The 19,598-nt window shown below is 70.1% G+C and carries 14 protein-coding genes and 1 pseudogene; 9 read left to right on the forward strand and 6 right to left on the reverse strand.

Annotation, left to right across the window (positions count from 1 at the left end; translation table 11 throughout):
* The first annotated feature begins 49 nt into the window (after positions 1-49).
* Together E6A21_RS02050 and hemL are read left to right on the forward strand one after the other, a co-directional pair.
* Positions 50-1,102: an LLM class flavin-dependent oxidoreductase gene (locus E6A21_RS02050; RefSeq protein ID WP_425471507.1), complete on the forward strand. Its 1,053-nt coding sequence runs from the start codon at positions 50-52 to the stop codon at positions 1,100-1,102.
* Positions 1,103-1,248: 146 nt separating this feature from the next.
* Positions 1,249-2,550: pseudogene (hemL, locus tag E6A21_RS02055) on the forward strand (glutamate-1-semialdehyde 2,1-aminomutase); the annotation flags it as partial.
* Positions 2,551-2,634: 84 nt separating this feature from the next.
* On the opposite strand, the gene E6A21_RS02060 reads toward hemL, so the two are convergent.
* A complete protein-coding gene (locus E6A21_RS02060) occupies positions 2,635-3,279 on the reverse strand; it encodes a LysE family translocator (protein ID WP_138442451.1) in 645 nt (214 codons plus the stop codon).
* Between the two features lie 80 nt (positions 3,280-3,359).
* Between E6A21_RS02060 and E6A21_RS02065 the strand changes: the two genes are divergently transcribed.
* The gene (locus E6A21_RS02065) at positions 3,360-3,815 is read left to right on the forward strand and encodes an Lrp/AsnC family transcriptional regulator (RefSeq protein WP_138442452.1); all 456 of its coding nucleotides are present in this window, start codon (positions 3,360-3,362) and stop codon (positions 3,813-3,815) included.
* Positions 3,816-3,901: 86 nt separating this feature from the next.
* Here the strand turns inward: E6A21_RS02065 and E6A21_RS02070 are convergent, their stop codons facing one another.
* From E6A21_RS02070 to E6A21_RS02085, 4 genes are all read right to left on the reverse strand, one after another.
* Entirely contained in the window at positions 3,902-4,645 is a 744-nt protein-coding gene (locus E6A21_RS02070) for an amino acid ABC transporter ATP-binding protein (RefSeq protein ID WP_138442453.1), read from the reverse strand.
* Positions 4,638-5,402: an amino acid ABC transporter permease gene (locus E6A21_RS02075; RefSeq protein ID WP_138442454.1), complete on the reverse strand. Its 765-nt coding sequence runs from the start codon at positions 5,400-5,402 to the stop codon at positions 4,638-4,640. The genes E6A21_RS02070 and E6A21_RS02075 overlap by 8 nt, the downstream gene beginning before the upstream one ends.
* A 14-nt stretch (positions 5,403-5,416) precedes the next feature.
* Positions 5,417-6,367, reverse strand: a complete 951-nt coding sequence (locus E6A21_RS02080; protein WP_138442455.1) for an ABC transporter substrate-binding protein — start codon at positions 6,365-6,367, stop codon at positions 5,417-5,419.
* 328 nt (positions 6,368-6,695) lie between these two features.
* Positions 6,696-7,403, reverse strand: coding sequence for a 3'-5' exonuclease (locus E6A21_RS02085; RefSeq protein WP_246036127.1), 708 nt, complete (start codon positions 7,401-7,403; stop codon positions 6,696-6,698).
* 68 nt (positions 7,404-7,471) lie between these two features.
* On the opposite strand from E6A21_RS02085, the gene E6A21_RS02090 reads away from it, so the two are divergent.
* Genes E6A21_RS02090 through E6A21_RS02100 form a run of 3 tightly spaced genes read left to right on the forward strand, consistent with a single transcriptional unit; the run spans position 7,472 to position 14,483 of the window.
* Complete coding sequence (locus tag E6A21_RS02090; protein ID WP_138442456.1) at positions 7,472-7,882, forward strand: MGMT family protein; 411 nt, start codon at positions 7,472-7,474, stop codon at positions 7,880-7,882.
* Positions 7,879-11,043, forward strand: a complete 3,165-nt coding sequence (locus tag E6A21_RS02095) for an ATP-dependent helicase (protein WP_138442457.1) — start codon at positions 7,879-7,881, stop codon at positions 11,041-11,043. Before E6A21_RS02090 ends, E6A21_RS02095 begins: the two co-directional genes overlap by 4 nt.
* Entirely contained in the window at positions 11,040-14,483 is a 3,444-nt protein-coding gene (locus E6A21_RS02100) for an ATP-dependent helicase (RefSeq protein WP_246036128.1), read from the forward strand. The genes E6A21_RS02095 and E6A21_RS02100 overlap by 4 nt, the downstream gene beginning before the upstream one ends.
* Here the strand turns inward: E6A21_RS02100 and E6A21_RS02105 are convergent.
* Positions 14,461-15,636: a phosphotransferase gene (locus tag E6A21_RS02105; protein WP_246036129.1), complete on the reverse strand. Its 1,176-nt coding sequence runs from the start codon at positions 15,634-15,636 to the stop codon at positions 14,461-14,463. The two genes, E6A21_RS02100 and E6A21_RS02105, sit on opposite strands and share 23 nt — an antisense overlap.
* A gap of 140 nt (positions 15,637-15,776) precedes the next feature.
* On the opposite strand from E6A21_RS02105, the gene nudC reads away from it, so the two are divergent.
* Genes nudC through E6A21_RS02120 form a run of 3 tightly spaced genes read left to right on the forward strand, consistent with a single transcriptional unit; the run spans position 15,777 to position 19,589 of the window.
* Entirely contained in the window at positions 15,777-16,916 is a 1,140-nt protein-coding gene (nudC, locus tag E6A21_RS02110) for an NAD(+) diphosphatase (protein WP_246036130.1), read from the forward strand.
* Positions 16,913-19,024, forward strand: coding sequence for an ATP-dependent DNA helicase UvrD2 (locus E6A21_RS02115; protein WP_138442460.1), 2,112 nt, complete (start codon positions 16,913-16,915; stop codon positions 19,022-19,024). Before nudC ends, E6A21_RS02115 begins: the two co-directional genes overlap by 4 nt.
* Complete coding sequence (locus tag E6A21_RS02120; RefSeq protein ID WP_138442461.1) at positions 19,014-19,589, forward strand: M48 metallopeptidase family protein; 576 nt, start codon at positions 19,014-19,016, stop codon at positions 19,587-19,589. Before E6A21_RS02115 ends, E6A21_RS02120 begins: the two co-directional genes overlap by 11 nt.
* Positions 19,590-19,598 lie beyond the last annotated feature (9 nt).

The following is a 19,598-nucleotide window of genomic DNA, read 5'->3' on the forward strand; positions in this document are numbered from 1 at the left end:
CGTTCGGCTGCGCGGGAATGATCCTGCCGGACAGGGGGTTTGAATGCATATGCATGGAATTGACGGAGAAGCGCCCCCGGTCCTCCTGGGCCTCAACACGTTCGGCGACGTCGGAATCGGACCTGACGGGGAGCCGAAGCCCCACGCCCAGGTGATCCGCGAGGTCGTCGAGGAGGGGAAGCTCGCCGACCAGGTCGGGCTGCACGCCTTCGGCGTCGGCGAGCACCACCGCAAGGATTTCGCCGTCTCGGCGCCCGAGGTGCTCCTCGCGGCAGTCGCGGCCGAAACCAGCAGCATCCGTCTGGCCTCGGCCGTGACGGTGCTCTCCTCGGACGATCCCGTCCGAGTGTTCCAGCGCTTCTCGACGCTCGACGCCATCTCGCACGGCCGAGCGGAGGTCATCCTCGGTCGCGGCTCGTTCATCGAGTCGTTCCCGCTCTTCGGCTTCGACCTCGAGGACTACGAGGTGCTCTTCGAGGAGAAGCTCGAGCTCTTCGACCGCGTGAGCTCGCAGAAGCCCGTCCACTGGGAAGGCCGCACGCGCGGGCCCATCCATGGGCTCACGGCGTACCCCCATCTCGAGGACGGGCTGCTCGACACGTGGATCGGAGTCGGCGGGACGCCACAGTCCGTCGTCCGCGCCGCGCACTACGGCTACCCCGTGAGCTTCGCCATCATCGGCGGAGAGCCGGCACGGTTCGCTCCGTTCATCGATCTCTACAAACGCTCGCTCGAGAAGTTCGGGAAGCCCTATACGCAGCTCGCCACGCATTCGCCGGGGCACGTCGCGGACACCGACGAGCAGGCCCGGGAGGAACTGTTCCCGCACTGGCTCGCGATGCGGAACCGGCTCGGCGTGGAACGGGGCTGGGGGCCGGGCAGCCGCACGGAGTTCAACGCGCAGGCCTCTCGCGCCGGTGCGCTGTACGTGGGCTCGCCTGAGACCGTCGCCCGCAAGATCGCCGAGACCCACCGGGTCCTCGGGACCGAGCGTTTCGACCTCAAGTACTCGAACGGGACCTTGCCCCACAGCGCGATGATGAAGAGCATCGAGCTCCTCGGGACCAAGGTCGCGCCCCTCGTCGCCGACATGCTTGCGTAGGCCTCGCGCCTCCCGCCCGTTTCTCGCCGTGGCTGCAGCGCGCTGCTCACGCCACGCCGCCGAACAGTCTGATGGGGAAACATCAATCGGGCTGGACGGAACGGGCGCGCGGGGGCGTACCTCGGGCATAGGGAAGAATGGAGCCCATGACCAGCTCCGAGGACCTCTACAGCCGCGCCCGCTCGCTCATGCCGGGAGGGGTGAACTCTCCCGTCCGCGCCTTCGGTTCCGTCGGCGGGACGCCGCGCTTCATCGTGTCCGCGAAGGGCCCGTACGTGACGGACGCCGACGGGCGCGAGTACGCGGACCTGGTGTGCTCGTGGGGACCGGCCCTGTTGGGCCACTCAGTCCCCGAGGTCCTCGCAGCGGTCCACGCCGCCGTCGACCGCGGCCTCTCGTTCGGCGCCTCCACGCCTGACGAGGCCGCGCTCGCGGAGCTCGTCATCGGGCGCGTGCCCGCAGTCGAACGGCTCCGCATGGTCTCGACGGGCACCGAGGCGACCATGACGGCGATCCGGCTCGCACGCGGCTTCACCGGCCGCGACCTCGTCGTGAAATTCGCGGGCTGCTACCACGGGCACGTCGACGGGCTCCTCGCCTCGGCCGGCTCAGGGGTTGCCACTCTCGCGCTTCCCGGCTCGGCCGGGGTCACGGCAGCGACGGCGGCCGAGACACTCGTTCTGCCCTACAACGATCTGGCCGCGGTGGAGGCCGCCTTCGCAGAGCACGGTCCTCGCATCGCCGCCGTGATCACGGAGTCCGCACCCGCGAACATGGGCGTCGTGACACCCGAGGAGGGCTTCAACGCTGGCCTCCGCCGGATCACGGAGGCGCACGGAGCGCTCTTCATTGTCGACGAGGTGCTCACGGGCTTCCGGGTCGGACCGGCCGGCTACTGGGGCCTCACGGGCCAGGCCGAGGGCTGGGCCCCCGACCTGTTCACGTTCGGCAAGGTCATCGGCGGCGGCATGCCCGTCGCAGCCCTCGGCGGCCGCAAGGAAGTCATGGACTTCCTCGCGCCGCTCGGTCCCGTGTACCAGGCAGGCACGCTCTCCGGGAACCCTGTGGCGATGGCCGCGGGCGTTGCGACGCTCAAGCTCGCGACGGGCGACGTGTACGCACACGTTGACGCCCGCTCGGCCGAGCTCTCCGCGGCGCTCTCCGAGGCGCTGTCCGCTGAGGGCGTGGACCACTCGATCCAGCGCGCGGGGAACCTGTTCTCCGTCGCCTTCGGGACGTCGGAGCGCGGCGTGCACAACTATGCCGACGCCCAGGCCCAGGAGGCGTACCGCTACGGCCCGTTCTTCCACTCGATGCTCGAGTCGGGCGTGTACCTGCCGCCGAGCGTCTTCGAGGCGTGGTTCCTCTCAGCCGCCCATGATGACGCGGCCATGCAGCGCATCTGTGACGCCCTGCCCGTAGCTGCGAGGGCCGCGGCCGCTGCGAAGCCCGCAGACGTGGCGTCGGAAGCAACCGTCCGAGGCGGGTCGCCTGCCCAGACCGACCCCTCGCTCACCGCGAACTGAGGCGCTTCACGCGGACCGCGCAAGCACGGGCAGCTGCTCGGCGAGCAGCGCGGCGCCGATGCCAAGCATGACGACGCCGCTCGCGAGCGTCACGACGCGGGCCCGGCGCGGAGCGGAGCGCAGGAGGCGCCGCGCGGCAACCGCCACCAGCGCGTACACGACGACGGTGATCACGACGTGCGTGAGGCCGAGCACGACGGTCTGGAGCGGCACCGGGACAGGGGAAGCGGTCCGCACGAACTGGGGCATGACGGCCAGGTAGAGCAGGAGGGCCTTGGGGTTGATCCCGCTGGTCCCGGCCCCTCGGAGGAAGTCGCCGAGCGCTCCGCTTCTCCCCGCCAATGCCGCCGTGTCGGCGTGGTAGCCCGCGGAGCGCCAGCCGCGCGCCGTCGTCATCCCGAGCCACAGGAGGTACAGCGCGCCCGCGACCGAGAGCCATGCGACCAGCGACGGCCGTCCCGCGAGAAGCACCCCGAGTCCCGTCGCGACTATCGCCGTGAGTCCGACGTAGCCCGAGCAGAGTCCCGCGACGGAGGGCGCCGGTGACCCTCCGCGAATGCCGGCCGCGATCGTGTACGCCCAGTCGGCGCCGGGAGTGAGGGCGAGCGTGAGGGAGACGGCGGCGAAACCGAGGAGCGCGGCAGGATCCATACGGCAAGAGTAGGGATTCTGCGTTGAGAGGTGCTCACATCTTCTCGCTCGAATCGGCGGTCCCGGGGTAGATTCTTCCCGTGATTGACAAGATTGACCGCAATATCTTGCGGGTGCTCCAGGGTGATGGACGAATGACCGCGACGGCGCTTGCCTCCGAAGTGGGCCTGACGCTCGCCCCATGCCATCGGCGGCTCAAGGACCTCGAGTCGAGCGGCGTCATCCGGGGGTACCACGCCGAGGTCGACCCCGCGAAGGTGGGCCTAGGCTTCGGCACCATGGTGTTCGCGACCCTGCGTGAGACGTCGCGCGACGCCATCCGCGCCTTCGAGGAGGCTGTCGTCGCCGAGCCGCAGGTCGTCGAGGCCTATCGGCTCTTCGGCGACCCCGACTACCTCCTCAGGTGCGTCGCCGAGGACCTGCCGGGCTACCAGAGGCTCTACGACGAGCGGCTCGCGGCGCTCCCCGGGCTTGCAAAGCTCACCTCGACGATCGTCATGCGGGACCTCAAGGGCACGGGCGGCCTTCCGCTGTAGCCCGGGGCCGGGCCCGGCGTGAAACGGACGACGGCGGCACTCGGGTGAGTGCCGCCGTCGTCCGGCTCAGCCTGTGGTGGGGCGCGTCAGAGAACGTCGCTGAGGAAGCGCTGGAGGCGCTCGGTGCGAGGCGAGTCGAAGACCTGCTCGGGCGCCCCCGTCTCGACCACGACACCGCGGTCCATGAACGTCACCGTGTCCGAGACGTTGCGCGAGAAGCCCATCTCGTGCGTGACGACAACCATCGTCATGCCGCCCTTCGCGAGATCCGTCATGAGCGCCAGGACGCCCTTGACCAGCTCGGGATCGAGCGCCGAGGTCGCTTCGTCGAAGAACATGACCTCCGGTTTCATGGCGAGCGCGCGGGCGATCGCCACGCGCTGCTGCTGGCCCCCGGAGAGATTGCCGGGGCGCGAGTCGGCCTTGTGCCGGAGGCCCACGAGGTCGAGCTGGTCGAGGGCCTCCGTCCTCGCCTGCTCCTTGGGGAGCTTGCGCAGCTTCCGGAGCGCGAAGGCGACGTTCTCCACCACCGTCTTGTGGGGGAACAGGTTGAACTGCTGGAAGACCATCCCGATGCGGCGGCGAAGCTCGTCCGGGTTGTCCTTGAGGACGGACCTGCCGTCGAGGAGGATGTCGCCCTCGTCCGGCTCGATGAGCCGGTTCATGACACGGAGGAGGGTCGACTTCCCGGATCCCGAGGGCCCGATGACCGAGACGGTGCGACCCTTCTCGACTCGAAGGTCGATTCCACGCAGGACGTGGTTCGACCCGAACGAGAGGTGGACGCCCTTGGCCTCGAGCGAGCCGGAGGCGAATTGTGTCTCAGACATGTGCTGCCCCCTTGCCGATCGGCGCCGCGAGTTCGTCGGGTTCGGCCTTCTGCGCCTTCCCAGTCCGGAGGCGGTGATCGAGCCAGTTCACGAAGTGCGTCAACGGGATGGTCATCGCGAGGTAGAAGAGCGCGGCAGCCACGTACGGCGACAGGTTGCCGGTGTTGGCCGCGGTGTCCTGACCGATCTGGAAGAGCTCGCGTTCGCTCGACGTCAGACCGAGGGTGAAGACGAGCGACGAGTCCTTGATGAGGGCTATGAGCTGGTTCACGAGGGCCGGGAGCACCCGGCGGATGCCCTGCGGCACGACGATCATCCGCATGGACGGGCCGTAGCCGAAGCCCAGCGCCCGGGAAGCCTCTAGCTGGCCCTTGTCGACACTCTGGATTCCGGAGCGGAAGATCTCGCCGATGTACGCCGAGGACATGAGGGACAACGCTGCGATGCCCATGGGGTACGGGCTGGTGATCCCTGTGAGCTGGCGGAAGATGGGGCCGAAGCCCAGGCCGATCGCGAGGATGGTGAGGACCGCCGGGAGTCCACGGAACACGTCCGTGTACACCCGGGCGGCCCACCGCGCCACAGGATTGCGCGAGATGCCCATGAGCGCGAGCACCATGCCGATGAAGCAGCCGATGATCGCGGACACGACCGCGAGCACGAGCGTGTTCAGCAGGCCGACCGCGAACATCGTGGGCAGTACGTCGCCGATGACCTTCCAGTCGAAGAAGGTCTCGCCGAGCTTTGACAGATCCATGTGGCGCCCGTCCTCTACTTGGCTGCTGGGACCTGGACGGCCTTGCTGCCCGGCTTCCAGCCGTCAGGAGTCTGCTCCTTCAGGGTGGGGCGGTCCGGGTACCACTGGGCCGTGAGCTTGGACCACGTGCCGTCGGCGATCACCGCGTCGAGCGCCGAGTTGAGCGCGTCGATGAGCGGCTGGTTGCCCTTCGCGACCGCGTAGGCAGTGAAGTTCTGGGTGTTGACCTTCTTCTGCGCGATGGTCGTGCCGTCCCCAGGCTTGACCGCACCCTCGGCCTGCTGGGAGGGGGCCACCCAGGCGTCGATCTGGCCGCTCTTCACGTTCGCGTAGACCGTGTTGTAGTCCGGGAAGCGGACGGGGTCGAGCTTGAGCGTGTTGGTTACGAAGTCATCTTGGACCGTGCCCTGGACGACGCCGATGCGGACGCCCTGCTTGAGGTCGTCGAACGACTTGACCGTGGCGCCCTGCTTCGTGACGATCGCCATGTATCCGAAGTCATAGCCGTTGGTGAAGCCGACCGTCTGGCGGCGGGCATCCGTGGTCGAGATCGAGGAGGAGCCCATGTCGAACTGCTTGTTCGCGACCTGGGCGAGCAGGCTCTGGAACTTCGTCGAGGCGAACTCCACCTTGAGGCCGAGCTTGGCCGCCATGGCCCTGAGCAGCTCGTTGTCGTAGCCCGTGAAGTTGCCCTTGTTGTCGATGTAGATGTTCGGCGGGGCATCCGAGAGCGTGCCGACCTTGATGACGCCGGGGGTGATGAGGCCGAGCTTCGACGTGTCGATCTTGTCGAGCGGCGTCACGGAGGCAGTCGTGTACTTGTCCGTGGACTGCTGGTCCGCTCCCTTGAGGGCGTCCGTAGGCGAGCTGGAGGCGCTCGTGCCGCCGCCGCAGGCGGAGAGGGTGATGGCAAGGACTGCCGCCACGGGGGCGGCCGCGAGCCACTTGGGGGCCTTGAACTTCATGGGCCTTCGCTTTCGTTTCGGGGGAACGCAGGACGCGCGGAAACGCTGTGCGATAGCACGGTCACGGTCGCGTCGAGGCTGCATACCATTATGTGCGGGGGCTGTGAAACATTCTTTTTTGGAACTTATTCCGCAACATTGCACGTTTTCCCGAAGGATGTTCGAGGAATGGGGGCCTTGGCATCTGGACGTAGGGAGTGTGGCCCTGCCCACAGAATCGATGCATGCTGGATTGCCGCACCCTGGGGCGAAACAGGCATGTGAGAAACATCTCAGAGGCCGGACAAAGGGCCGTCGGTCTGCATGCTCCGGGGGCGGGGACCGCCCCTCAGAAGCCTCCCCGCGTTGCATCGACGGGCACGAGGACAGGCCAGTCGCCCTCGACGACGGCGGCCGGCTTCGTGCGCCGAAGGTACGTCTGGAAATCCGCTGCCTGAGCGAGGGACCAGTCCACTTGGCTCCGGTGCAGGGCGGCCGCGGGCTTGTCGAGTTCCGGGAACCTGAGGGCCATCGCATCAAGCAGCTGGACCGCGGCGAGCGCGTCCGCGGCCGACGTGTGGGCCTCATCGAGCACCACACCGTACTGCTCGCAGAGCGCCCCGAGCGTCCTCTTTCCCTTGCGGAAGCGCTCGACCTGCTTGTTGATGACGTACGGATCGAGGACCGGGAACCGGGTCAGCTGCGGCAGTCCGTGGCGCGCGCACTCGGCCGCCATGACCGTGAAGTCGTAGGCGGCGTTGAACGCGACGACGGGCACCTCGTCGTCGAACAGGTTCTGGAGGACTGCGGAGATCTCCGCCACGACCTCCCTGGCCGGACGGCCTTCTGCCCTCGCCAGCTCCGTCGTCACTCCATGGACCTCGGCAGCCTCCGCGGGGATCTCGACCCCCGGGTCCGCGAGCCACTCGTGCGCCGATTCGACCATGCCCTCGGCACTAAGCACGACAATGCTCGCGGTGACGATACGCGCCGCGCGGGCGTTGCGCCCCGTGGTCTCGAGGTCGAAGGCGGCCCGCGATCTGCTCTTCCACGTCATGCCCCACACGCTAACGGGAGGGTGCGACATTCCCGGATCAGGCACGCCGAGCACCTAGGCTGGGGAGCATGCGGGACGAGTTCGTGGAGGCGGTGCTTGCCGTCGTCGAACTCGTTCCGGCCGGTTCCGTCCTCTCGTACGGCGACGTCGCCGAGCTCCTGGGTGCGGGCGGCCCACGCCAGGTGGGCAGCGTCATGTCCCATTTCGGCGGCCAAGTGCCGTGGTGGCGCGTCATCAAGGCGAGCGGCGGGCCGCCCGAGGGGCACGAGGCAGAAGCGCTCGGCCACTATGTGGAGGAATCAACCCCGCTCCGCGGGACGCCGGGGCATGGAAGCTGGCGGGTCGACATGCAGCGCGCGCGATGGGCGCCGGACGACGGCGGGTTGGACGCAGTGGATGCGGTCGCCGAAGCCCTGTGGCAGCGCCTGCACGGTCGGGACACCAGAATGTCGGACCCCGATGATGGACTCGTCCCATGACGCTGCGCCTTCTTCCGCCTCTGGGCCCCACCGGGACCCACGGATGGTCGCCCTCCCCGGACCAGCGGGCCGTACTGGACTTCAGGCAGGGATCCGGACCGTTGCTCGTATGGGGCGCTCCAGGCACCGGAAAGAGCCGAATCCTCGTCGAGGCCGCCGCTGTCCGCGTCGAAAGGGACGGGGTCGATCCGGCACAGGTCCTCATCCTCGCGCCCTCACGTGCCGCCTCAGCGCGTCTGCGCGACGGGTTCACTGCTCGCCTGGACCGGAGCCTGAGCGCGGCCCCGGCGCGCACCTGGCAGTCCTACGCCTTCGACCTCATTCGACGCGCACGGGCCGAAGGCCGCCTCGAGTGGCTGCCGCGAAGCCCGCGCCTGCTCTCCGGCGCGGAGCAGGATCTCATCGTGAAGGAGCTGCTCGAAGGGCACCGCGCCATGGGAGGCGGGCCCCGCTGGCCCAGATCCGTGCAGGGTGCGCTCGCGACCAGGGGCTTCAGGCAGGAGGTGCGCGAGCTGTTCGACAGGGTCACCGAGTACGGCACGACGGCACACGAACTCGCCGACCTTGGGCGGCGCCTCAAGCGTCCCGAGTGGGAGGCTGCGGCGGAGCTCTACCGCGAGTACCGTGACGTGCTCGAGCTTCGCATGCCGGAGGCCTTCGATCCCGCTGGCATCATCACCTCCGCTCGACAGATCCTGCTGGACGATCCGGACCTGCTCGACGCCGAACGCAAGCGGCTCGCGCTCCTCGTCGTCGACGACGTGCAGGAGTCGAATCCCGCGGTGCTCGAGCTCCTTGCGGTGCTCGGGGCCCGACGGGACGTCATCGCCGGCGCGGCGCCCGACGTCGTCGTCCAGGGCTTCCGGGGAGCACGGCCGGATCTCGTGCCGAAGCTGCGGGACCTCCTGGGCGGTGTCACCGAGGTCGCTCTCAGCACGTCCCACCGCCTCACGCCCGCCGTCGCGGAAGCCTGGCAGAGGGCCGCCGCCCGGATCTCGTCCGTTCCCGGCGGGCAGGCAGCGCGGCGTCTTGACCACGAATCGCTCCTCGAACCGGGCAGCGCCGTCGAGGCCCACATCGTGCCGTCCCCGCTCCATGAGCTCCGCTACGTCGCCCACAGGATCCAGGATGCGTGGCTGCTGGGCGGTGTCGGCTACGGGGAGATGGCGGTGATGGTGCGGTCCGGGGCAAAGCTCGCGCAAGTCCAGCGGTTCCTCGCCACGCAGGGCATTCCCGTCAAGGTCCCGGTCGCCGAAACGGCCGTGCGGGACGAAGCGGCGGTCCGGCCGCTCCTGACCGCCTACCGCGTGGTCCTGGACCCGAACGAGCTCACTGCCGAGACCGCCGTCGAGCTCCTCGGTTCGCGCATCGGGGGCGCGTCCGCCCTTGAGCTGCGCCGTCTGCGCCAATCGCTGCGGCAGCTCGAGCTCTCGGCCGGCGGCGGCCGGGGGAGCGATGCGCTCCTCGTAGAAGCGCTCGAGTCTCCGGGCGCCCTTGCCGAACTCGGGGTCGAGGGGCAGGCGGCCCGACGGATCGCGCGCATGCTCGAACGGGGACGCGCGGCAGCCGCCGAGCCGGGCGCGACTGCGGAGACGGTCCTGTGGGCACTCTGGGACGCCACTGGGCTCTCCCAGCGCTGGTACACCCTTGCGCTGGCTGGCGGAACCGTCGGCCTTCGCGCCGATCGCGACCTGGACGCGCTCATGGCGCTCTTCCACACCGCAGAGCGATATGTCGACCGCCTTCCGGGCGCTTCTCCGGCCCAGTTCCTCGACTACCTCGTCGAGCAGGAAATCCCCATGGACACGCTCGCTCCGAGAGCTCAGGCGGACGACGCCGTCGAGCTCCTCACCCCGGCCAGCGCTGCCGGCCGCGAGTGGCGCTTCGTGATGGTCGCGGGCCTTCAGGACGGCGTGTGGCCGAACAACCGCCTGAGGGGGGAGCTCCTCGGGAGTGCCACGTTCACGGACTGCCTCGAGCTGGGACCGTTCGACGCGATGCTCGTGACGCCGCGAACCCGGCTCCGCGATATCCGCTACGACGAACTGCGCATGTTCTCTGCCGCGGTCTCCAGGTCCTCGGAGCGGCTCGTCTGCACGGCCGTGAGGTCCGAGGACGAGGTCCCTTCCCCGTTCCTCGACCTCATCGATCCCCTCCCCGCGGGGGTCGCGCTGCGGCCGTACACGGAGGTCCCCCGCACCCTCGGCTTGCGGCCGCTCGTGGGCGAGCTGAGGCAGGCAGCCGAAGCGGGCGGCCGGGACGCCGGGCAGGCCGCCGGACTCCTCGCAAGGCTGGCGACGGCAGGCGCCGCTGGGGCGCATCCCGGTGACTGGTATGGCCTGGCGCCGCTCACGAGCAGCGAGCCAGTTGTCCCCGAGGGCCAGCCGATCCACGTCTCGCCGTCCAAGGTCGAGACCGCGACGAAGAACCCGCTCGACTGGTTCGTCTCGGCCGCAGGCGGAGAAGCCGCCACCGACTTCGCCCGCAGCCTCGGCACCCTCGTGCACTCGATTGCCCAGGAGAGGCCGAACGGCACCCGCGAGGACTACGTCGCCGACCTCGAGCGTCTCTGGCCCACCCTCGGGCAGCCCGACACGTGGGAGGGACGCCGAGAGCACGCGCGGGCAACGGCGATGCTGGCCAAGCTCGCACAGTATGTGAGGTCCACAGGACGCGCCCTCGTCGGGGTCGAGGTCGACTTCGAGGCTCCGCTCGCGCACCTCAGCGACTCGCCTCTGGCTGCTCGGACCGTAATTCGGGGGCAAGTCGATCGGCTCGAGCGGGACGAGGAAGGCCGGCTCGTCGTCGTCGACCTCAAGACCGGACGAAGCAAGCCCCGCACGACCGACGTTCCCCGGCACGCGCAGCTCGCCGCCTACCAGGTCGCGGTTGCGGCCGGGGCCTTCGGACAGGGAACCGAGGGCGAGACGGGCGGAGCAGAGCTCGTGCAGCTCGGAGACGCCGCCAAGGCAGTCTCCATCCAGCAGCAGCCTCCCCTCGAGGATCCGGGGTGGGCGGTCGAGCTCGTAGAAGCGGCCGCGGAGTCGATGTCCGGAGCGACGTTCGAGGCGCGACACGAGCCCGGAGCTGGCCGGGGCCACGGATGCAGGCTCCCGGAGATCTGTCCGCTGTGTTCGCGGGGAAGGCAAGTGACAGAGTGACGATCGACCTTGACAACGCCCTTCGAGACGGCACGGAGCCGGATCCGCAGCCGAACAGTGCCGGCCCCCGCTTCTCTCCGGAGGAGCTGGCGGACCTTCTCGGCCAGCATCGGCCTACCGAGCAGCAGGCGCAGATCATCTCGTCGCCGTTGACGCCTCGCCTCGTCGTGGCCGGAGCCGGATCCGGCAAGACCGCGACCATGGCGGATCGGGTCGTGTGGCTTGTCGCCAACGGGCTTGTCCGGCCCGATGAGATCCTCGGTGTGACGTTCACGCGGAAGGCCGCGGGTGAGCTCTCGGCCCGGATCCGCGCCCACCTCGCCACGCTCGCCCGTGCGGCCCGGCGCGAGGGGATCGACCTCGCCCCCGACGCCCTCGATTCCGAGGCGATGGACCCGACCGTGTCGACCTACCACTCGTTCGCCAACACTGTGGTCCAGGACCATGGCCTGCGGATCGGCATCGAACGGGACGCCGTGCTGCTGGGAACGGCGCAGTCCTGGCAGCTCGCGGCGTCCGTCGTCGAAGGGCACGACGGCGAGATCTGGGACGGCTTCCCCGCCAAGAGCACCCTGGTGGGGGCCGTCATGAAGCTCGCCTCCGAGTGCGCCGAGCACCTGCAGGAGCCCGATGACGTCGCGGGGTGGCTCGCAGCGGAGGCTTCGAGGCTTGAGAGCCTGCCGCTCGCCTCGGGGAGCAGTCGCGGGCCGGCTGCGGCAGCAGCCAAGCTCGTCTCGACCCTGCGAGCACGAGCCGTCGTCGCTGACCTCGTCGTGCGCTTCGCCGAGGCAAAGCGGCGCCGGGGGGCCCTCGACTACGGCGACCTCGTGGCGCTCGCGGCACGCATCGCGCGCGACGTCCCGGAGGCGGGCGCTGTCCTGAGGGAACGGTATCGGACGGTGCTCCTCGACGAGTTCCAGGACACCTCCCACGCGCAGACGACGCTCTTCTCCCAGCTCTTCGGGAACGGCCATGCGGTCATGGCCGTGGGGGACCCGAACCAGTCGATCTACGGGTTCCGGGGTGCCTCCGCGGGCCAGCTCTCTGCCTTTCCCGAGACGTTCCCGGAAGTCCTGCCTGACGGGCTGCGGCGTCGTGCCGCAGTCAGCCACCTGACGACGGCGTGGCGCAACAGCGTCTCGGTGCTCGCTACCGCCAATATCGCCGCGGAGCCGCTTCGCGGCGCCGCCCCGTACGCGCCCAAGGCCGCTCGGGCCGAAGTGCGGAGCCTCGACCCGAGCCCTGTTGCCGCACCGGGTCGGGTGGTCGTGGCACGGTTCCGGGACGAAATCGAGGAAGCCGCCTCCGTTGCCGATCAGCTGGCAGCATTTGCGGCATCGTGGGCCGGGGCACGCCGGGCCGGTGGGGCCGAGGCTCTGCCGACGATGGCGGTCCTCTGCCGGAAGCGCGCCCAGTTCGCCCCTATCCAGCGTGAGTTCGAGCGCCGTGGGATGCCTTACGAGGTCGTCGGCCTTGGAGGCCTGCTCGACACCCCCGAGGTCATCGACGTGGTCAGCACCCTGCGCGTCATCGCCGACCCCGGCCGTTCGGACGCCCTCATGCGGCTCCTCGCCGGCGCGCGCTGGCGGATCGGTCCGGCGGACCTCATGGCCCTCGCCGACTGGTCCCGTCACCTTGCCGCGAGGCGCGCACGCGCCGCGCGGCCAGCCGACCAAGAGCTCGATGCGCCGGGCACGGTCGAGGAAGCCCTGGTCGAGGGCGACCTCGCGGAAGCGGCGAGCCTCATCGAGGCCATCGACCGCCTGCCGCGGGGGGACTGGGTTTCCGGGGCGGGACGATCACTCACCGAGGAGGCACTCAGCCGGCTCTCACTGCTGCGCGACGAGCTGCGAACCCTCCGGACGCTGGCTTCGGACGATCTTGGGACGCTCATCGCCCAGGTCGAACGGTCGCTCCTCCTCGACATCGAGCTTGCCGCGCGCCCGGGGGTCTCCCTGCACCAGGCGCGGCGCAACCTCGACGCGTTGCAGGAAGCGGCGGCCTCGTTCCTCGCACAGTCGACCTCTTCCGAACTGCTCGCGTTCCTCGCGTGGCTCGAAGCTGCTGCGGAGGAGGAGTCTGGGCTGGACATGGCCCCGAGCGAGCCCATGCCGGGCGCGATCCAGCTGCTGACGGTTCACGCGTCGAAGGGGCTCGAATGGGATGCGGTCGTCGTGGCCGGCCTCAGTCATGGTGCGTTCCCGAGCGGTGGGAACGACCGCTGGACGAGCGGTGCCGAAGCCCTGCCGTGGCCGCTGCGGGGGGACCGGCACGAGCTTCCCCAATGGGACGCGGACCACCCGGACCTGAAGGGCTGCCTCGACGCGGAGAAGGCCTTCGCGGAGGACGCGAGCGAGCACGCCGAGCGCGAGGAACGGAGGCTCGCGTACGTCGCCTTCACACGGGCCAAGGAGCTTCTCGTGGTCACCGGGTCGGCGTGGTCGGCCAGCCGGGCGAAGCCCTCGGAGCCGTCCGTGTTCCTCGTGGAACTGCGTGAGGCGGCCGAGGACTTCGGATTCGAGGTCGTGGCCTGGGCAGAAGACGGAGATCTCCCGGACGAAAACCCGCTCCACGCCGAGCCAGAGGCCGCCCTGTGGCCGTACGACCCCCTCGAAGGACCGATCGACGCCGCAACCGGGTCGCGCCGAAGCCTCGCGCCCGGGCGGCGGGGCGCCCTCGAGCAGGCTGCCCGGGCGGTGCTTGCGGCCTTGGCGGCTCCCGGTGATGAGCCGTCTGCCCGGGCTGCGGGCATTGCCCGCGGGCTCACGCCCCGTGCGGGCCGATGGCTGCGCGAGGCGGAGCTGCTCCTCGCCCAGCGGGAACGCCACGCTGACGACGACGGCGTCCGGCTTCCCGAGCACCTCTCGGCGTCGTCCCTCGTGGCGCTGGGCGAAGACCCCGACGCCGTCGTCCGCCAGCTTCGGCGCCCCGTGCCGCGTCGCCCGGGGATGGCCGCGCGTCGCGGCACGGCCTTCCACGCATGGGTCGAGGAGTACTTCGCCCAGAGCTCCATGCTCGATCTCGATGGGCTGGACCACGCAGACGAGTTCGTCGACGAGGCCTACGACCTGCAGTCGTTCGTGGACGTATTCCGAGCCTCGGAATGGGCTCATCGGAGCCCTGCCTTCGTCGAGGTTCCCCTCGAGACGCGGGTGGGGCCCGTCGTCGTCCGCGGCCGAGTGGACGCTGTCTTCCGTGATGCAGACGGCACGTGGGACCTCGTGGACTGGAAGACCGGGCGCGCCCCCGGGCCTCGGGGAGCCGAGGCCCGGGCGGTGCAGCTCGCTGTCTACCGTCTCGCGTGGTCCCGCCTCAAGGGCGTTCCCCTCGGCCAGGTGAAGGCGGCGTTCTTCTATCTCGCCGACGGCCGGGTGGTCCGGCCTGAGAAGCTCGCGGGCGAGAAGGAGCTCGAGCGCCTCATCGCGTCGGTTCTGACCTGACCTCGCGTTCGCCGTTCTTGGCGGTTTTGGCGGTCTCGGTGGTCTCGGCGTCCACGATGGGGATCGCGTCCGTGGGCGGCTCGGCGTCGGCCTTGGGGTCGCTTGGAGGCGCGACCGAGGGCGCCACCGAAGGGGGCGCGATGACCGGGACGGCGGAGGTGACGGCTTCGGGTTCTGATGCCGGAGCCTCACGGGACGCAGCCCCAGAAGCCGAGGCCTCGGCTGCGGCCTCCGCGGAGCCCCGATCCTCGGCTTCCTGCTCCTCGATGTCGGCGGCGAGCTGACGGAGCATGTCCTCGCCGTCGGCCGCGGCTTCGGCGTCACGCAGTGTCAGGGCCTTCACAAGGTACTGGGCAAGGGCGAACTCGGCGGCGAGCGCGGCCCGGCGCAGAAGATGCGGGTCGACGGGCTCCTTGCGCGCCTCGTGGTAGGCGGCGACGACGGCGTCGACGAAGTCCGGTTCGTTGGAGGCAACGAGCCAGGCAAGGTCGTCGGCAGGGTCGCCGACCCGCAGATCGGTCCAGCCGGTCACGGCCGTCAGGCGCCCGTCGTCGATCAGCAGGTTGTCCTCGTGCAGGTCTCCGTGGACGACCGTCGGGTTGAACCGCCACATGCTCACGTCTTCGAGAGCGTTTTCCCAACGCCGCAGGAGCACGGGCGGGATCTTGCCCGTCGTGGCGGCTTGGTCGAGCTCGTTGAGCCTGCGCTGGCGGAACTCGTTGGCCGTGTACGCAGGGAGGTCGGCGCGGTCGACGAGATCGGTGGGGAGCGCGTGGATTGCGGCGAGTGCGGTTCCGATGTCCTTGACGAGGCGCGGGCCGCCCGCGGCCAGCGCGCCGAGTTCTCGGACGGTTCCCGCGAGATGTGTGTACACGCAAGTCGTGAGGTCGCCCATGCGGACCGTTCCTGCTACAGCCGGCATCTGGAAAGGCAATTCGGCGCGGACGGCCGGTCCGAACGCCCGCAGGACGAGCATCTCGGTCTCGAGGCGCGCGCTTGCTTCGCTGCCACGGGGCGAACGTACGCGCCAGCGGCGGCGGTCCTCGCCTTCGACGAGGGCGGAATCGAAGTCCGTCGCGTCATCGGGCGACGGGCCGACCGCCACGGGCTCGAGGCCTGGCACAGCAGCGGTCGCGAGGGCAGCCAGCTCCATGGGGGTACGTCTCACCCTGTTTACGGTAGCCCGCGCAGGCTGGCGGATCACGGCCCTGAGCGGCGTGTCCCGCGCGCGTTTCGTCCACAGGCGGCGGTCGCCGGCATGCGACTGTCGCCGAGGCTCAGTACCGTAGGACTATGACCTCAGGCTCTGCCTCCTCCCATTCGAGCACGAACTCCACCCCAGGCCTTCCCGTTTCGGCCGGTGCGACGTCCCGTCCGTACGGCAGGGGCGGGGTGAACGGTGAAGGCCCGGTCGCCGGCGCGCTCTCGCCCATGCTGCTGCCCGTCCTGCCCGCAGCACTCGACCGCCGGAGCGAGGATCGTGCCGATCCTGCCTTCCTCGCCTCGATCGTGCGGGAGCAGGGGACCGTCGCGCTGCTCCTCGCGCAGCACCGTGCCGCCGTGGTGGGCGAGAGCCTGGTCTTCCTCCGGGCGGCCGAGATTCCTCCGGAATGGCTCGAGGGGCTCGTGGTCTATCTGGGGCGGGTGCCCGACGACGCCCGGCTCGGCGAGGACGGGGGAACCGCGCTCCAGGGCGGCGCCGACGTCGTCCTCGTCGTCCTTCCCGAGCCCGTCGAGCCGATCGCCGGAGTGATGTCCGAGCCGGCGACGGCTGGGGCTGGGATGCTTCCGCAGGGCACCCAGTGGTCGGGCTTCCGGGAGATCGGCGCAGCCATGCATCCCGTCGAGGCGGGCCTCCTCCTCGAAGCGACCGCGATATCGAACTGGCATGAGACCCACCCGCGCTGTCCGCGGTGCGGCGCTCCGACGGACGTGGTCACGAGTGGCTGGGTGCGTGTCTGCACGGAAGACGGTTCCGAGCATTTCCCGCGGACCGACCCAGCGATCATCGTGAGCGTCGTGGGACCCGACGGCCGGATTCTGCTCGGCCGCGGCGCGCGCATGCGTTCCACGATGTTCTCGACGCTGGCCGGCTTCGTCGAGCCGGGGGAGTCCCTCGAGCAGGCGGTGGCGCGTGAGATTGCTGAAGAGGTCGGGGTCCGCGTCTCTGCCTGCCAGTATCTCGGCTCGCAGCCGTGGCCCTTCCCGGCGTCCCTCATGCTCGGCTTCACCGCGCGGACGGAGGACACCGTGGCGAGGCCGGATGGCGAGGAAGTGGTCAAGGCGCGCTGGTTCGAGCGCGAGGACCTCCAGGCCGCCGTCGCGGCCGGCGAGGTCACCCTCCCCACGCGGGCGTCGATCTCCCGGGCGCTGATCGAGCACTGGTACGGGGGGCCGATCGAGGATCGTTCCCCCGAGCAGGCAAGGGCATGACGGCGGAGGCACAGTCCCTCGAGGATCGGCTTCTGGGCGGCCTCGACGATGAGCAGCGCACCGTCGCCACGACGCTCCAGGGCCCACTGTGCGTCCTCGCGGGGGCGGGCACGGGCAAGACGCGTGCCATCACGCACAGGATCGCCTACGGCGTCCACGCAGGCGTCTACCAGCCGCAGCGCCTCCTCGCGGTGACGTTCACGTCGAGGGCCGCCGCGGAGATGCGCGGCCGTCTGCGTGATCTCGGTGTCGGCGGAGTGCAGGCGCGCACGTTCCACGCGGCCGCGCTCCGGCAGCTTCAGTACTTCTGGCCGCAGGCCGTGGGCGGCCAGCTGCCCGGCCTGCTCGAGCACAAGGCTCAGGCCATCGCCGAGGCAGCGCGTCGGCTGCGGCTCACGGTTGACCGTGCCGCCATCCGCGACCTCGCCTCGGAGCTCGAATGGGCGAAGGTCTCGATGCTCACCCCGTCCACGTATCTGCAGGGGGCGAGCTCCCGGGGGGAGCCTGGGGGCCTGCCGCTGACGACGGTGGCCCGGCTGTTCCAGGCGTACGAGGACGTCAAGATCGACAGGAACCTGATCGATTTCGAGGATGTCCTCCTCATCACGGTCGGGATCCTGCAGGAGGATCCGAAGGTCGCGGCCGAGGTCCGCGAGCAGTACCGGCATTTCGTGGTCGACGAGTACCAGGACGTGTCCCCCCTGCAGGAGCGGCTTCTCGAGCTGTGGCTCGGGGGCCGCGAGGAGCTCTGCGTGGTCGGCGACGCGAGCCAGACTATCTATTCCTTCACGGGCGCGACTTCTGCCCATCTCCTCGAATTCGGCCAGCGGTTCCCCGGGGCAACCGTCGTGAAGCTCGTGCGCGACTACCGCTCCACCCCGCAGGTCGTGGACCTGGCCAATCGTCTCCTTGGCGCGCGCCGCAGCGGCGGACCGGCTGCCGACCGGCTCTGGGCCGAGCCCCTCCAGCTCGTGGCCCAGCGGGTCCCGGGACCGCAGCCCGAGTTCGCCGAGTGCCCTGACGACGAGGCTGAGGCGGCCGCTGTGGCCGAGCGCATCGGGCAGCTCGTCGCGGCAGGCACTGAGCCGAAGGACATAGCGGTGCTGTTCCGCACGAACGGGCAGTCGGAGGCGTTCGAGCAGGCGCTCACGGCTGCGGGGATCGGCTACCAGCTCCGCGGGGGCGAGCGGTTCTTCAACCGTCGAGAGGTCCGCGACGCGCTCCTCCAGCTCCGCGGGGCAGCGAGGACCCAGCCGACGGGCGTCCCCCTCGGCCAGGCCGTCCGGGACGTGCTCTCGTCGCTCGGCTACGCGGACGCGGCCCCGTCGGGCAGCGGGGCAACGCGAGAACGCTGGGAGTCGCTCTCGGCGCTTGTCTCCCTCGCAGACGAGCTCGCGGCGAGCCGCGGAGAATCCTTCGGCCTGCCCGAGTTCGTGATCGAGCTGCATGAAAGGTCCGCCGCCCAGCACGCGCCCGCCGTGCAGGGCGTGACGCTCGCGTCGCTTCACGCCGCCAAGGGCCTGGAGTGGGATGCCGTCTTCCTCGTGGGCCTGAGCGAGGGGCTTGTCCCCATCTCGTTCGCCGACACAGCGGTCACGGTGGACGAGGAGCGCCGACTGCTCTACGTGGGGATCACGAGGGCGCGCCAGTTCCTCCACCTCTCGTGGTCGCTCTCGCGGACCCCGGGCGGCCGGGCACATCGGCGCCCGTCGCGATTCCTCGACGGGCTCCGGCCGGGGAGCATGCGGACGACGGCGGCCGCGCCCCGTGATGCTTCGGCCCGCCGTCGGCGCGAGTTCCGAGGCCCGGTCCTGTGCCGAGTGTGCGGGGCGGTGCTCGAATCGGGGGCGGAACGCAAGGTCGGACGCTGTGCCGACTGCCCGCCGTCGTATGACGAGGCGACTTTCGAGTCGCTGCGTGCGTGGCGCCTCGAGCAGGCTCGGGAAGCGGATGTGCCGGCGTTCGTCGTGTTCACCGATGCGACGCTCACTGCGATTGCCGAGGCGAAGCCGGGGAGCCTGGAGGACCTCGCGAAGGTCGCGGGCGTGGGCAAGGCGAAGCTCGAACGGTACGGCGACGCGGTCTTGGAGCTGCTCCGTGGCGCCTGAGGCCCCTCGCCCGGGCAGCCCCCGTCCGAGCGGCTCTCCACCGCCCGTCGAGGTCCGCCGCTCTGCCCGTCGCCGCAAGACCGTCAGCGCCTTCTGGGAAGGCGGAACCGCAGTCGTCGCCATCCCGGCGCGGTTCACGAAGGCCGAGGAGAAGGTGTGGGTCGAACGGATGGTGGAGCGGCTTGAGCGGGACCGGTCCCGCCGAGGAGGCCCTCGCAGCGACGAGGCACTCATGACGCGCGCCGCCGAGCTCTCGGAGCTCTTCCTCGATGGCCAGGCCCGGCCGGAGACCGTGCGGTGGGTCACCAACCAGTCGACCCGGTGGGGATCGTGCACGCCGGGGGAGCGGAGCATCCGCCTCTCGCACCAGCTCCAGGGAATGCCCCAGTGGGTCGTGGACTACGTTCTCGTCCACGAGCTCGCGCATCTTCTCGTTGCGGGCCATACCCCGAAGTTCTGGGCCCTCGTCGAGGGCTATCCGCGGACGGCGGAGGCGAAGGCCTTCCTCGCCGGAGTCGCGTTCGCGGCCTCGCGGGGCCTTACGCCCGAGGGTCCCCCCGCCTAGAATCTGGGC

The organism is Sinomonas susongensis (assembly GCF_005877005.1).
In the GTDB taxonomy this organism is placed as follows: Bacteria; Actinomycetota; Actinomycetes; order Actinomycetales; family Micrococcaceae; genus Sinomonas; species Sinomonas susongensis.